This window comes from Nocardia jiangsuensis (genome assembly GCF_042650385.1).
GTDB classification, from domain to species: Bacteria; Actinomycetota; Actinomycetes; order Mycobacteriales; family Mycobacteriaceae; genus Nocardia; species Nocardia jiangsuensis.
Genome location: NZ_JBHSAX010000033.1, coordinates 492,494 through 506,207, shown reverse-complemented (window position 1 = coordinate 506,207; position 13,714 = coordinate 492,494). Strand labels below are relative to the sequence as shown.

14 protein-coding genes are annotated in these 13,714 nt (G+C 72.9%); 7 read left to right on the top strand and 7 right to left on the bottom strand.

Going from position 1 to position 13,714, the window contains the following annotated elements:
- Positions 1-7: 7 nt before the first annotated feature.
- The 3 genes from ACFO0B_RS30925 to ACFO0B_RS30915 all read right to left on the bottom strand — a co-directional run bounded on the left by ACFO0B_RS30925 (position 8) and on the right by ACFO0B_RS30915 (position 2,497).
- Complete coding sequence (locus ACFO0B_RS30925) at positions 8-1,000, bottom strand: hypothetical protein (protein ID WP_378617097.1); 993 nt, start codon at positions 998-1,000, stop codon at positions 8-10.
- A gap of 3 nt (positions 1,001-1,003) precedes the next feature.
- Complete coding sequence (locus ACFO0B_RS30920; protein ID WP_378617095.1) at positions 1,004-1,540, bottom strand: DUF4365 domain-containing protein; 537 nt, start codon at positions 1,538-1,540, stop codon at positions 1,004-1,006.
- A gap of 78 nt (positions 1,541-1,618) precedes the next feature.
- A complete protein-coding gene (locus ACFO0B_RS30915) occupies positions 1,619-2,497 on the bottom strand; it encodes an SDR family NAD(P)-dependent oxidoreductase (RefSeq protein ID WP_378617093.1) in 879 nt (292 codons plus the stop codon).
- Positions 2,498-2,601: 104 nt separating this feature from the next.
- On the opposite strand from ACFO0B_RS30915, the gene ACFO0B_RS30910 reads away from it, so the two are divergent.
- Positions 2,602-3,447, top strand: coding sequence for a helix-turn-helix transcriptional regulator (locus tag ACFO0B_RS30910; protein ID WP_378617091.1), 846 nt, complete (start codon positions 2,602-2,604; stop codon positions 3,445-3,447).
- A gap of 9 nt (positions 3,448-3,456) precedes the next feature.
- Entirely contained in the window at positions 3,457-4,935 is a 1,479-nt protein-coding gene (locus ACFO0B_RS30905; RefSeq protein WP_378617089.1) for an MFS transporter, read from the top strand.
- Here the strand turns inward: ACFO0B_RS30905 and ACFO0B_RS30900 are convergent.
- A complete protein-coding gene (locus ACFO0B_RS30900; protein WP_378617087.1) occupies positions 4,923-6,134 on the bottom strand; it encodes a cytochrome P450 family protein in 1,212 nt (403 codons plus the stop codon). The two genes, ACFO0B_RS30905 and ACFO0B_RS30900, sit on opposite strands and share 13 nt — an antisense overlap.
- Before the next feature lie 16 nt (positions 6,135-6,150).
- Entirely contained in the window at positions 6,151-7,422 is a 1,272-nt protein-coding gene (locus tag ACFO0B_RS30895) for a cytochrome P450 (RefSeq protein ID WP_378617085.1), read from the bottom strand.
- Between the two features lie 340 nt (positions 7,423-7,762).
- Between ACFO0B_RS30895 and ACFO0B_RS30890 the strand changes: the two genes are divergently transcribed.
- Complete coding sequence (locus ACFO0B_RS30890; RefSeq protein WP_378617083.1) at positions 7,763-8,422, top strand: GTP pyrophosphokinase; 660 nt, start codon at positions 7,763-7,765, stop codon at positions 8,420-8,422.
- A 32-nt stretch (positions 8,423-8,454) separates the two neighbouring features.
- Positions 8,455-9,525, top strand: a complete 1,071-nt coding sequence (locus tag ACFO0B_RS30885) for a spore photoproduct lyase family protein (RefSeq protein WP_378617082.1) — start codon at positions 8,455-8,457, stop codon at positions 9,523-9,525.
- On the opposite strand, the gene ACFO0B_RS30880 is transcribed toward ACFO0B_RS30885, so the two are convergent.
- Positions 9,513-10,571, bottom strand: a complete 1,059-nt coding sequence (locus tag ACFO0B_RS30880; protein WP_378617080.1) for a threonine aldolase family protein — start codon at positions 10,569-10,571, stop codon at positions 9,513-9,515. The two genes, ACFO0B_RS30885 and ACFO0B_RS30880, sit on opposite strands and share 13 nt — an antisense overlap.
- 90 nt (positions 10,572-10,661) lie before the next feature.
- On the opposite strand from ACFO0B_RS30880, the gene ACFO0B_RS30875 reads away from it, so the two are divergent.
- The 3 genes from ACFO0B_RS30875 (at position 10,662) to ACFO0B_RS30865 (ending at position 13,100) form a co-directional block, all read left to right on the top strand.
- Positions 10,662-11,195, top strand: coding sequence for a hypothetical protein (locus tag ACFO0B_RS30875; RefSeq protein WP_378617078.1), 534 nt, complete (start codon positions 10,662-10,664; stop codon positions 11,193-11,195).
- A gap of 95 nt (positions 11,196-11,290) precedes the next feature.
- Positions 11,291-11,689, top strand: coding sequence for a DUF3052 family protein (locus ACFO0B_RS30870; protein WP_378617076.1), 399 nt, complete (start codon positions 11,291-11,293; stop codon positions 11,687-11,689).
- Positions 11,690-11,786: 97 nt separating this feature from the next.
- The gene (locus ACFO0B_RS30865) at positions 11,787-13,100 is read left to right on the top strand and encodes a lipase family protein (RefSeq protein WP_378617074.1); all 1,314 of its coding nucleotides are present in this window, start codon (positions 11,787-11,789) and stop codon (positions 13,098-13,100) included.
- Between the two features lie 18 nt (positions 13,101-13,118).
- Here ACFO0B_RS30865 and ACFO0B_RS30860 read toward each other — a convergent pair whose 3' ends face one another.
- Complete coding sequence (locus ACFO0B_RS30860; protein ID WP_378617073.1) at positions 13,119-13,694, bottom strand: hypothetical protein; 576 nt, start codon at positions 13,692-13,694, stop codon at positions 13,119-13,121.
- Positions 13,695-13,714: the final 20 nt, after the last annotated feature.

Sequence of the window (13,714 nt, the reverse complement as noted above, 5' to 3'; positions counted from 1 at the left end):
GTCGGGGTCAGGTGTGGTCGAGGACGGTGAAACCGCCGGGTGCGGCGGCGATGCCGCGGGTGCGGCCGTCGGTGACGGCGCCCTCGGCGCGCACGGACCGGCCGTCCCGGTGTGCGGCGAGGGCGCGTTCGTAGTCGGTCTCGGTGCGGAGCCGGACCGGGACGGTGCGGCGGCGTCCGGTCGGGGTGCCGTCGAGTTCGAGCACGCCGCGCACCCGGATCAGCCTGCGCTCGCCCTCCGCGTCGTCGAAGAGTCCGGTGACCGGCCCGGCGACGACGGCGGTCGCGGATTCGGCGGTGGTGACGGTCGCGGATTCGGCGACGGCGGCCGCGTGGATGCGCACGCCCGCGCCGGCCGGGAAGGTGACCACCTCGTGCGGGCGCGGATTCAGCGGCGACCATCGGAAGGCCAGCTCGAAGGGGCAGGCGCGCCCGGTTCCGGCCAGGTCGGCGACGGCGAGGCAGACCGGCTCGGGAACGCCGTCGGGGGCGGCGCCGGTGTCGGCCGCCCGCCGCGCCGCGGTGCAGTTGTGCAGCAGCCGGAGCACGGTGCGGCGGCCGTCATCGGCGGGGAGGATCAGGTCGACGCCGAAGAGCTCGTCGCCGACGGCGATCCGGGCGCGGTCGAGGAGGGCGTCGGCGGAGCCGTCGGCGCCGAGCGCCTCGCGCGCCGAAAGCGCGAGCAGGTCGCGCATGGCCTGGATCGCGCGCAGCCCCGCGGGCACCGATTCGGTGGGCTCCGCGCCGCGGTAGCCGATCACGTCGAAGCGGACCCGGCCGAGGTCGCGCCAGACCGCGGCGGGGGCCCGCCGCTCGGCGTCGGCGACACAGCGGGTGAGCTCCCTGAGCCGGGCGGCGCTGTCGGGCAGCTCGGCCGCGGGCGGCACCAGCACGTCGAACTCGTCCCGGCTCCAGACCTCGGCGCCCCGCCAGTGCCCGGTGCTGGTCCAGCCGGTGGCGCGCAGGTAGCCGGTGATGTCGCCGATCGGCGGTGGCTGCACCGGCTACACCGCCGGGACCACGGCGCTACCGGCGACGAGGCCGCGCAGGCTCTCCGCGGTCAGCACGTTGCCGAGCGGGATGCGGACCCGGATGCTCTGCCGCTTGTCGCCGGCGGCGAGCGGCGGCTGGTCGCTCAGCGGCAGGTAGTAGCCGATATTGCGGAGCAGCAGCCCGGCGCTCAGCACGGCGGCGTACTCGCCGGTCTTCGTCGGCACGTGCACGACGAACAGGTAGCGCGGCACGATCGACCCGACCCCGGCCAGCCGGTTGTACTGCGGTGCGCTGAGCCCGTCGAAGGCGAGCACCCCGTTCTGGATCAGCGGCCTGCGCACCGTTTTGACCTGCACATCGATCCGCGGCGAGAACCCGCGCGGTGTGCGCCCCGGCAGTTTCAGGCACAGGTCGACCCCGTCCAGGTCCACATCGTCCTGGGTCCACAGCAACCCCGCCGCCGAGGCGAGCACCCGCACGTAGTCCGCGCCGAACTTGCCCTGCTGGTTGTTCTGGTCGATCCCCTGTGCGCGGCTGGTGGCGAGCACCGGCATCCCCTCCCGACGGTCCGTCGAGAGACGGTAGCGATGCCGGGCTCGCCGCGGTGTCGGTCGAAAAGGGGACAGCTACGCGAGGAATTCCTCCAGTGCCGCGAACAGCTGCCGCTCGCGTTGCTCGTCGTAGGACTCGGGGGACGACGTCGCCTCCCGGTCGCGATCGATGTACCCGCCGGTCGGGGCGGTGACCCGGCCCAGCAGCACCGCCGCCAGCTGTGCTCCGGCCGTGGTCATGTCGGTGGCGAGCGGGGTGCGGGCGAGGGCGGGGAGCGCGCGCCGGGCGACGAGGCGTTCGAATGCTCCGGCATTGCGGGCCAGCCCGGTGCCCGGCACGAAACCCGGGTTGTAGGAGACGATGTCGACGCCGGCCGGCAACCGGCGGGCCCACTCGTGCACGAGGTACTGCACGGCGAGTTTGCTGGTGGAGTAGGCGGTGCGGCCGGCGGCGGTGCTCGCCGGTCGGCGGAAGGCGGCGGGGCGGGCCAGGATCGCCGGGTCCTGCCAGACCGGGGCCGGGATCAGGCCGAGGTTGTGACCGAGGTCGCCGAAGTGGGTGTCGCTACCGGTGAGCACGATGCGTGCCGGGGCGGTGAATCGCTTCTCCAGGAGCCGGAGCAGCAGGTGATCGGCGAGCACGTTCACGGTGAAGGTGGCCTCGTAGCCGTCCTCGCCGGTGGTGGTCGCGTTGGTGAGCTGGATGCCCGCGTTGCCCGCGAAACCCTGCAGCGGAGGCAGGTCGCCGCTGTCGAGCAGGGCGGTGATCCGCTCGGCGGCGGTGCGGATGCTCGTGAGCGAACGCAGGTCGGCGTGGATCGCGGTGGCGCGCGGGTCGACGGTGGCGGGGTCGCGGGCGAGGATCACCAGGTGCAGGTCGGGCTGGGTGAGCAGGTGTTCGGCGGCGATCCGGCCGATGCCGCCGGTCGCTCCGGTCATGACGAAGGTGTGCATGGGGTCGACCTTCGGCGCGGGCCCGGCGCGCAACCAGGGCCCGGCGCAGCGTACGGACCGGCGGTACCCAGGCTGATCGCCCGAGAGCGGGCCAGAATGGTGCCATGTCCTTCGGCCCGCTGCTGCACGCCTGGCGCGACCGGCTCGACCCCGCCGACGCCGGTTTGCCCACCGGTAGACGCCGCGCACCCGGGCTCAGGCGCGAGGAACTCGCTCAGCTGGCGGGGATCTCGGTCGACTACGTGCTGCGGCTGGAGCAGGGCCGCGCGACCAGTCCGTCGGCGCAGGTGGTCGGGGCGCTGGCCCGCGCACTGCAACTCTCCCGCGCCGAGCGCGACGAACTCTTCCGCGCGGCCGGGCTGCTCCCGCCGCGCGACGGCACTGTCGGCAGCCACGTCCCGGCGGGGGTGCAGCGGCTGGTCGCCCGGTTGGGCGACGTGCCGATCGGCGTCTTCACCGCCGCGTGGGGCCTCGTCTCCTGGAACCCGCACTGGTCCGCCTTGCACGGCGACCCCGCCCAGCTGCCGCCCGCTGAACGCAACCTGGCCCGGCTCCTCTTCGGCCCGTACGCGGCGGCCCTGCACCCCGTGCGCTCCGAGCGCGGAACGGACGCCTTCGCCGCATCGATCGTCGCCGACCTCGAGGACGCCGCCGCCCGGTACCCGGCCGATCCGCACCTCGCCGACCTGGTCCGCGACCTGCGCGCCGAATCGGCCGAGTTCGCCCGGCTCTGGACCGCCCCGACCCCGCCGCAGCCACACGCCAGCGAGCGCAAGACCATCACACACCCCGAGGTCGGTGAGATCACCATGGACTGCGATGTGCTGCTGGTGCCCGGCGCCGACCTGCGACTGGTCACCTACACCGCGGCGGCGGGCTCACCGGACGCGGGGAAGCTCGAACTGCTCCGTGTCATCGGAGGGCATACGGGCACCCGGCGCCGGGGTTAGGTTGGGCGGGTGGCAACTCCCGAGCTTCCCCGGCTGGCCTCGACCCCGGGCCGCTGGATCGTGCTCGCGACCGTGCTCGGCTCGTCGGTCGCCTCGCTGGACGCGACGGTCGTCAATATCGCGCTGCCGCGGATCGGCGAATCGCTGCACACCGATGTCGCCGGGCTGCAGTGGACGCTGAACGGCTACACCCTGACGCTGGCCTCGTTCATCCTGCTCGGCGGTTCGCTCGGCGACCGGCTCGGCAGGCGCCGGGTCTTCGTCTGGGGCGCGATCGCCTTCGGCATCACCTCGGTGCTCTGCGGCGCCGCGACCAGTATCGAGATGCTGGTCGCGGCGCGGATCCTGCAGGGCGTCGCGGGCGCCATGCTGACTCCGGGCAGCCTGGCGCTGATCTCGGCCTCGCTGGACCGGCGGGATCAGGGTGCGGCGATCGGGCTGTGGTCCGGGTTCGGCGGGGTCGCGGGGGCGCTCGGGCCGTTCCTCGGCGGCTGGCTCATCGACCTCGCGGGCTGGCGCTCGCTCTTCTTCCTGAACGTGCCGCTGACCCTGGTCGTAGTGCTGGTCGCGCGCAAACACGTGCCGGAGAGCCGCGATCCGGACGCCCCCGCCCGGCTGGACATCCCCGGCGCCTTCGTGATCGCGCTCGCGCTCGGTGCGCTGACCTTCGGGCTGATCGAGACCCAGCCGCTGCTGCTGGTCGCGGGGGTCGCGCTGCTCGCGGCGTTCGTGGTGATCGAGCTGCGCAGCGACCATCCGCTGGTGCCGCCGCGGCTCTTCGCCTCCCGGGTGTTCACCGCGGCCAACCTGGTGACGCTCGCGGTCTACGCCGCGCTCGGCGGCGTCTTCTTCCTGCTGGTGCTACAGCTGCAGCTGGTCGCCGGGTACTCGCCCCTGCTCTCCGGCGCGGCGACGGCGCCGATCACCCTGATCATGCTGGCGCTCTCCGCACCGGCCGGGCGCTGGGCGCAGCGCAACGGCGCGCGGCTGCCGATGACCGCGGGCCCGCTGCTCGCTGCCGCCGGGCTGCTGCTGCTCATGCGGATCGGCCCGGACAGCCCGTATGTGCGCGACGTGCTGCCCGGCGTGCTGATCTTCGGGCTCGGGCTGGCCGCGCTGGTCGCGCCGCTCACCGGGGCGGTGCTCGGCGCGGTGCCCGCGGGCGAGGCGGGGATCGCCTCCGGGGTGAACAACGCGGTGGCCCGCACCGCGCAGCTGCTCGCGGTGGCGGCGCTGCCGGGGCTGGCCGGGCTCTCGAACGCGCTGGACGACCCGGTCGCCTTCGACCAGGGTTTCGGCCGGGCCATGGCGATCTGCGCCGGGCTGCTGGTCACCGGCTCGCTGCTGGCCGCCGTCCTGCTCCGGCCCCGGCACACCCCGAACCTGGACGGCGTCGACTGCAAGCCGCAGTGCGCCGCCGCCACCGGACCGGCGCTGGCACCGGCCCGGAGCGGCGCCGATCAGCCGCCCGACGATCAGCCCAGGTAGACCGGGAGCCGCTGGTGCCCGTTGGAGACGAAACTGCCCATCGGAACCAGCTCCGCCGGATCGACCGCGAAGCGCAGCTCGGGAAAGCGCTCGAACAGCGCGGGCAGCGCGATCGACGCCTCCAGCCTGGCCAGCGGCGCGCCGATGCAGTGGTGCGCGCCGTGCCCGAAGGAGAGGTGCTCCTTGTTCGCCCGGTGCACGTCGAAGCGGGCCGCGGTGGCGCCGTGCAGCTTCGGATCCCGGCCCGCGCCCGCGTAGGAGGCGAGTATCGCGTCGCCCTGCCGGATCGTGGTGCCCTCGACCTCGATCTCCGCGACCGCGTAGCGCAGCGGCAGGTGCGCGACCGGGGCCTGCCAGCGCAGCGCCTCCTCCACCACCTCCGACCACGGCACCCGCCCGGCCAGGACGTCGGCCTTCTGCTCCGGATGCGTGAGCAGCGCGGTGATCGCCTGGTCGAGCAGGTTCACCGTGGTCTCGTGGCCGGCGTTGATCACCAGCATGAGGGTGTCGACGAGCTCCTTCTCGGAGAGCCGGGAGCCGTCGGAGTCCCGCGTGCCGATGAGCACGCTGGTCACGTCGTCGCCGGGGTGCTCGGTCCGGTGCGCGACGAGCTGGGCGACCAGGCCGTACATCTCGATGTAGTTGGCCTGCGCGGCCTCGGGGCCGAGCGAGGTGTCGAAGAATCCGTCGACGCACTTGTGCAGCGGCCCGCCCAGCTCGGCGGGCACGCCGAGGATCTCGGTGATCACCGTTATCGGCACCGGGTACGCGAAACTCGTTCGCAGGTCGGCGATCTCGCCTGCCGGGGTGGCCGCCAGCCGATCCAGCAGCTCGGTGGTGATCTCGACGATGCGCTCGCGCATGCCGGCGCTGCGCCGGTGCGTGAACGCGGGCGAGACCAGCGTGCGCAGCCGCCGGTGCTCGCTGCCGTAGGCGGTGAACATGTTCTCCGCGGCCACCCACGGGTGCAGCGGCCAGGACTCGTCGATCTCGCCCGCGCGGAACGCCGTCCAGTGCTGCCTCGGGTCCTTGGAGACCCGAGGGTCGGCGAGCAGGCTCTTCAGCGCCGCCGCGTCGGTGACCGACCAGGCGGGCACGCCGCCGGGCAGCAGCACCGGCGCGACCGCGCCGCCCGCTCGGATCCGCTCGGACTCGCCCTGGATATCCGCGCCGGTCAGGTCGAGCGCGATCGCGTTCATGGTCGGGAACTCCTTGTCAGATGTGCATCGGCGGGGACGGTGGGAAGGTGACCGGGAGCGCGGCGAGCGCGCGGTGGAACGGGCCGGGGCGGCGTTGCAGCTCCGCCTCCGGCACCGCGAGCTCGATATCCGGCAGCGCGTCGAGCAGCTGGTCGATAGCCTCCTGCACGACCAGGTAGGCGACCGACTTGGCCGGGCAGGCGTGCGGGCCCGCGCCCCAGGCCAGGTGCGAGCGGTTGCCGGTGTGGTCGGCGGCGCGGATCTGCGGGTCGTTGTTCGAGCCGGAGAGGCTGATCACCACCGGCTGGTGCGCGGGCAGCCAGGTGTTGTCGATCAGGATCGGCTGGCGCGGGTAGGAGGTGCAGAAGTTGGCCATCGGCGGGTCGTCGAAGAGCACCTCGTCCAGGGCGTCCCTGGTGGAGAGCGCGCCGCCGAGCATGTTCCCGCCGAACCGGTCGTCGGTGACCATGAGCAGCAGCGTGTTCACGATCAGGTTCTGCTGCGGCTCGATGCCCGCGCCGTAGAAGCTGATCAGGTTGCTCAGCATCTCGGTGTCGTCCAGCCCGGCCGGGTGGTGCGCGAGCCGGGAGGTCACGTCGTCGCCTGGCTCCCTGCGGCGCAGCGCGATCAGCTCCAGCAGCGCGGTGCTCAGCATCTCCATGCCGCGCGCCGCCTCGACGGTGTCGAAGAGCATGGCCATGCCCTGCGCGACCCGCGCGCCGAGCTCGGCCGAGCAGCCGACCATCCGGTTCAGCACCTCGAAGACCAGCGGAAAGGCGTACTGCCCGATGAGATCCGCCGAGCCGGTGGTGCAGAACTGGTTGATCAGCGGGATCGCGATCGTCTCCACGGTGGCGTGCAGCGCGTGCAGGTCGATCCCGTCGATGGCGGCGACGTAGGCCTGCCGGTAGCGCAGGTGCGCCTGGCCGCTGTTGCGCAGCGCGTTCGGGTACCACTCCATCATCGGCTTGACCGGGGAATCCGGCGGGATGCTCTCCTGCCAGGCGCGTGGGTCGGCCGGGAAGTGCTCCGGGTCGTTCAGGATCCGCACCGCGGCCTGGTAGCCGAGCACCAGCGTCGCGGGGACGCCGGGCGCCAGCTCGATCGGCGCCATCGACCCGTACTTCGCGCGCATGGCCCGGTAGGCGCCGTGCGGGTCGGCCGCGAATTCCGCGGTGTACAGCGGGATCCGGGGGTCGTCGGTCTCGACGGGCGAACCGTGCGCAACCGGGCAGCCCCCGGTCGGCGCGTCGGACAGCGTGGACGGGGCGGATCGGGGGGTGTTCACAGACGCGGCTCCAAGCAGGGGAACGGGACGACGCCAGGGGCGGTCGGTGCGGAATCCGGCCGCGCCCGCGGAGCCGCCGGTGCGCACTCGCGACCGATCGACCCCACGCTTCCCCCAGCCTGCTGGCACCGCCTACCCGGGAAACCCCGGGCGTGAATCCGGTGACGTGGCCGCGAAAAGCGGGCTTCGTCACAATGGACCCGCCTACGGTAACAGCGGCTCCGCATGAGCGCACTGGTCGGTATTCCCGGACTCGAGGATGCGCGCCACCCGCTTTCCGGCCAGACACCGTGCGTGCTGCCGGATAGCTGAGGTCCGCGCACTCCGTACCCTGGGAACGGTGGATTCGGAACTGGTCACGTTCATCGCCCGCGAGCGCAACGAGCTCGAGCGATTCCTGCTGGAGCACCAGTTCGCCGTCGACGAGCTGCTGACCAAGGTGACCATCCTGCGCCGGGAGTTCATGCACCTGCGGCACTACAACCCGATCGAGCACGTCACCTCGCGGGTCAAGACGCCGGCGAGCATGCTGCAGAAGGCACTGCGCAAGGGCGTGCCCGCCGACCTCGACAGCATCCGCGAGCAGCTCACCGACATCGCGGGCATCCGGATCACCTGCAGCTTCATCGCCGACACCTACCTGGTGCTGGAGACGCTGACCGCGCAGAGCGACGTCCGGGTACTGGAGATCAAGGACTACATCGTCAGGCCCAAGCCGAACGGCTACAAGAGCCTGCACGCCATCGTGGAGATCCCGGTCTTCCTCTCCACCGGCCCCAAGCACATGAAGGTCGAGCTGCAGATCCGCACGGTCGCGATGGACTTCTGGGCCACGCTAGAGCACAAGATCTTCTACAAGTACGACGGCGATGTCCCGCCCCGGATCATCGACGACCTGGCCGAGGCGGCGCGGGTGGCCGACGAGCTGGACCGGCGGATGGAGGAGCTGCACGCCGAGGTGCACGGCACCGAGGACACCGCCCCCGAAGCTGCGGAGTAGCGGTGTCGGTGCCGTCGTGTAGGTAGGAAGCCATGACCACGACGAGCACCCGCCTGCTGGACGTTCGCCGGCTCTGGGCCGAGCCCGCGGCGCTGGCCAGCCCGCGCGGGCAGCAGGTGCGGGCGCGGTTCCCGGAGGCCGAGATCATCCCGGTCGACTCGCACTGGCGGATCGCCGAGCTGCACGGCAACGCGGGCAATGTCGAACGGTGGATCCGGGTGAAGACCGAGGACCTGGTGCTCGGCGAGAAGAAGTCGCTGACCGCGCGGCCCAACGGCCGCTCCGCGGACTGGATCGCGCCGTCCACCTCGAACGGCTGCGCCATGGCCTGCGCCTACTGCTACGTCCCGCGCCGCAAGGGCTATGCCAACCCGATCACGGTGTTCACCAATATCGATCGGATCATCGGCTACCTGGAGCGGCACGTGCGCAGGCAGGGGCCGAAGCCGGAGCCGAACCAGTGCGACCCGCACGCCTGGGTCTACGACCTCGGCGAGAACAGCGACTGCTCGGTGGACGCCCTGGTCAGCGACAATGTCGCCGACCTGGTCGGCGCCTTCCGCGGCTGGCCGACGGCGAAGGCCTCGTTCGCCACCAAGCACGTCAACCGCGACCTGCTCGCGCTCGACCCGCGCGGCCGCACCCGCATCCGCTTCTCGCTCATGCCCGAGGCCGACGCCAGGCTGCTCGACCTGCGTACCAGTCCGATCCGCGAGCGCATCGCCGCCATCGACGACTTCGTGGCCGCCGGGTACGAGGTGCACGTGAACTTCTCGCCGGTGGTGCTGCGCGCGGGCTGGGAGCGGGACTGGGCCGAGCTGCTGGAGCAGCTCGCCGACGGCACCGGGCCCGCGTTCCGGGCGCAGGCCGCCGCCGAGATCATCATGCTCACGCACAACGAGCAGCTGCACGAGGTGAACCTTGGCTGGCACCCGAAGGCCGAGGAGCTGCTGTGGCGCCCCGCCGAGCAGCAGGCGAAGCGCTCGAACGGCGGCATGTGGAATGTGCGCTACCGCAACGATCGCAAGGCCGCCGGGGTCGCCACGCTGACCGAGCTGATCGCCGCGCGCACGCCCTGGCTCACCGTGCGCTACGCGTTCTGAGTCAGCGCGCGCACCGCGGCGAGCAGGTCGTCGATATCGGCGGGCCGGTGCGCGAACGAGGTGACCAGCCGGACCACCCCCGGCTCCCAGCGGTCGGCGTAGAAGGCGTAGCCGCGTTCGCGCAGCCCGGCGGTGAGCGCGGCCGGGAAGTGGCAGAACAGGATGTTGGCGCCGAGCTCGCCCGCCACCCGCACGCCGGGCGCCGCCGCCAGCCCGGCGCGCAGCCGCTCGGCCATGGCATTGGCGTGCGCGGCGCTGCGCAGCCAGAGGTCGTCGGTGAGGTAGGCGCCGAGCTGCGCGGTCTGGAACCGCATCTTGGCGGTGAGCTGCCCGCCGCGCTTGTGCCGGAAGGCGAGCTCGGTGGCGAGCGCGGGGTCGAAGCAGACGATGGCGTCGGCGGTCATGGTGCCGTTCTTGGTGGCGCCGAAGGAGAGCACGTCGACGCCGCTGCGCCAGCTCAGCTCGGCGGGGGTGGCGCCGAGCGCGGCGAGCGCGTTGGCGAAGCGCGCGCCGTCCATGTGCACGCGCAGCCCGGCCTCCCCGGCGATGCCGGTCAGGGTCTCGAGCTCGGCCACGCTGTAGACGCTGCCGGTCTCGGTGGCCTGGGTGATGCTGAGTACCGACGGCTGCACGCTGTGCACGTCGCCGCGCTTGCGGCCCGCCGCCGCGCGCAGCGCCTCCGGGTCGATCTTCGAATGCGCCCCGCCGACCGGAACAATCTTCGCGCCGTTGGTGAAGAACTCCGGCGCGCCCGCCTCGTCGTTGTCGATGTGCGCGTCCGGGTGCGCGAGCACGCTGCCCCAGGGCGGGGTGAGCGCGGCCAGCGCGATGCCGTTCGCGGCGGAGCCGGTGCTGACCGGGAAGACCGCGACCGGCCGCTCGAACAGCTCCTCGAAGCGCCGGTACACCGCCTGCGAGAGCGGGTCGGTGCCGTACGGCGCGGCGGGCCCGGCCGCGGCCGCCGCCACCGCGGCGAGCACCTCCGGCGCCGCTCCGGCGGCATTGTCGCTGAGGTAGCCACGCAGGAGCTGCTCGGAGCCGGTCATCGGAGCCTTTCGGGACGCTGTGCGGTTGCAGGTTTGATCCTCGCGCATCAGGACATCCGGCGCTCAGCCGAGGGAGCAGGAGCTGGCCGCATGAATTCGGGACATTTCGACCGGCCCGCGGGCGCGAACGCGCGGCTCGCCGCCCTGCTCACCCGGCGCACCGGCGTTCCGGTCGAGGTGGACGCGGGCGAGCCGGACGCCGAGCGGAGGGTGCGCTGGGTCGACGGCCCGACCGTCGGGCAGATGGCCGAGCTCGTCGCCGAGCTGCGCGAGGACGAGCTGCTGCGGCCGGGAACGCTGAGCTACGAACACCGCCCGAGCAGCCACGGCCGGGCGGTGACGGCGCTGCTCTGGCTGGACGAGGCGCCGGAGCGCTGCGGCCTGCACGAGGCGGTGGTCGCCGACCGCGCGGAGCGCGACATCGGCTGCCCCGAACTCGCCGAGCACCCGTGGCAGCGCCGCGCCTGCGCGCTGCTCAGCCTCGGTCCCGGCGGGCAGCGCTTCACCCTGACCGCGCTGCGGCTGGTGCTCGAGGTATCGCGGACGCACGGCTGGGACGCCGGGCTCACCTGGCTGGACACCCACGCGAGCGCGCCGCGCACCCGATTGCGGGTGGTGCGCTGAGGACACGCCCGCCGACCGGCGGCTGCGAGCGGACGGCGGACCGCCCTGGTTGGGTGGCAGCCGACACTCGGCAGGGGATCGCGAGGGGGTAGAACATGCACGCCGCAGGGGCACGGGCACATCGGCTGGACTTGCGCGCGGATATGCCGGTCCGGGAGTACGGCGCCGCCGGAGTCGTGGACGAGCAGCTCAGAGCGGAGCTCGCCGCGCAGCTCGGGGCCGGGCTCGCCGCTGCGATACCGGAGGCCGCGCTGGTCTGGCTGCGCGCGGAGGACGCGGAGCCGGTCGACCTGGCTCGGGTAGCCGCCGCATTGCCGCCGTACGCGCCGATCTGGGTGCTCACCCCGAAACCCGGGCATCCCGGTCACATTCCGGCGGCCGCGCTCGGCGAGCTCGCCGACCGGGCCGCCGTTGTGCTCACCGACCACACCGCGATCACCGGCGGCTGGACCGCGACCTGCGTGCGCCGCCGCCGCGCGGAGCCGGGATCTTGACGCACCGGGTGTGAGCGGCAACACTACTCACCAGTAATCGGGCGGTCTCGTCCGGTTGGAGCGCCGCTCGGCGCGCCTCGACGATGAGGATGGCAACGTGGGAACTGGGCGGGTAACCCTCGCGGTGGCGGCGGCCGCCGCCGCCGTGACGATGCTGGCGGGCGGCACCGTGCCGCCGGTCGCGAACGCGGCGCCGGACAACAGCTTCTTCTTCTCCGGCGAGCAGGCGCCGCTCGGCTCGTACGCGCCGGGAACGGTGCTGGCCAGCCGGGTGCTGCCCTACCACCTGCGCGGCATCGCGACGCCGCTCACCGCGGTGCAGATCCGCTACCGCACGACCGACGCGCAGGGCAGGCCGAGCGCCAACGTCACCTCGGTGCTGCTGCCGCCCGGCGGCGTCGACCCGTCCCGGGTCGTCACGTACGGGTCGGCGTACGACTCGCTGAACCCGGAGCACGGCCCGTCCCGCTCGATCGCGGGCAATGTCAGCTTCGGCGGCGCCATCGCCGACTCCGAGGGCGCCGTGATGGGGCTCTTCCTCGCCCAGGGCTTCACGGTGATCGTCCCCGACACCGAGGGGCAGTCGGCGAACTTCGCCGCGGGGCCGGAGTACGGCATGAACACCCTGGACGCCATCCGCGCCGCCACCACTACCGCCGCCACCGGGCTGAATCCGGCGTCGCGGGTGGGGCTCTTCGGCTACTCCGGCGGCGCGATCGCCACCAACTGGGCGGCCGCGCTGGCGCCGGAGTACGCGCCGGAGGTGAACGCCAACCTGGTCGGCGTCGCCGAGGGCGGCGTGCTGGCGAACCCGGCGCGCAACCTGCGCTACATCGACGGCAGCCTCGGCTGGGCCGGGGTGGCGGCCATGGCGATCATCGGGATCGCCCGCTCCTACGACATCGACTTCACGCCGTACCTCAACGATTTCGGCGCGCGGATCGCCGCGCAGCTCTCCTCGGCGTCGATCGCCAACGTGCTGTTCCAGTACCCGGGGCTGACCTGGGCGCAGCTGACCAAGCCGGAGTTCGCGAACCCGAACAGCGTGCCGCCCTTCGTGGAGACGGTCGCCAAGATCGACCTCGGCCTCGCGCCGACTCCGACCGTGCCGATGTTCATCGGCCAGGGCGCCAACGGCATCCTGGAGGGCACCGAGGGCACCAAGCCCGGCGTCGGCCCCGGCGACGGCGTGATGATCGCGGGCGACGTGCGGGCGCTGGCCAGGCAGTACTGCGACACCGGCAACACCACCATCACCTACCACCAGTACGACGCGCTCAGCCACATCCCGGCGCTGACGGTCTGGTCGGTGGAGGCGACCACCTGGCTGCTCGACCGGTTCGCGGGCAAGCCCGCGCCGAACAACTGCGCATCGATCGCCCCGGGGAACTCGCTCGCCCCCGAGCTCTGAGCGCTCCGAAAGGCGTGGTCAGCAGGTGATCGTCGCGCGGGCGTATCCTGCGGCCTCCGGTGTGCCGCCGTGCCGGAGCTCGGCGTCCAGCTCGGCGCTCGGCCCCGCCGCCGCGAGCAGCACCACGATCGCCTCCCTGGCGGCGGCCTCCGGCTCGGGGAGCGCGCGCAACTCCTCGAGGTAGAACTGCGGCTCGGTCAGCTGGATGGCGCGGCGGGCGCAGGCATGCACCCGGCGGGGGAGCTCGGCGCGGATGAGCTCGAGATCGCTCTCCAGCGCGTGGCCAGGCTGCTCCGGGTCGAGGCACAGCGTCCAGGGTGGGTGCGGGTCGGCGAGCCGGGCGATCTCGACCGCGGCGCCCCGCCACGTGACGTAGTCGCGCCAGGCATCGGGCACGGCGCGTGCGTGCAGCCCGAACCGGATGACCTGCTGCCCGTTCGTCCAGGTCCGGGTCACCCGGGTGCGCTCGACCACGGCCGTCCCCGCCTGCTCCCGCCGCGCCCAGCTCGGCTCCGACCCCGCGAACCCGTACGGCTCCAGCAACTTTCCGGTTGTCCGCCACAGGCGGCGCAGCGCCGAATCGGGTTTGACCATCGGGGAAGGGTAGCGGGCAG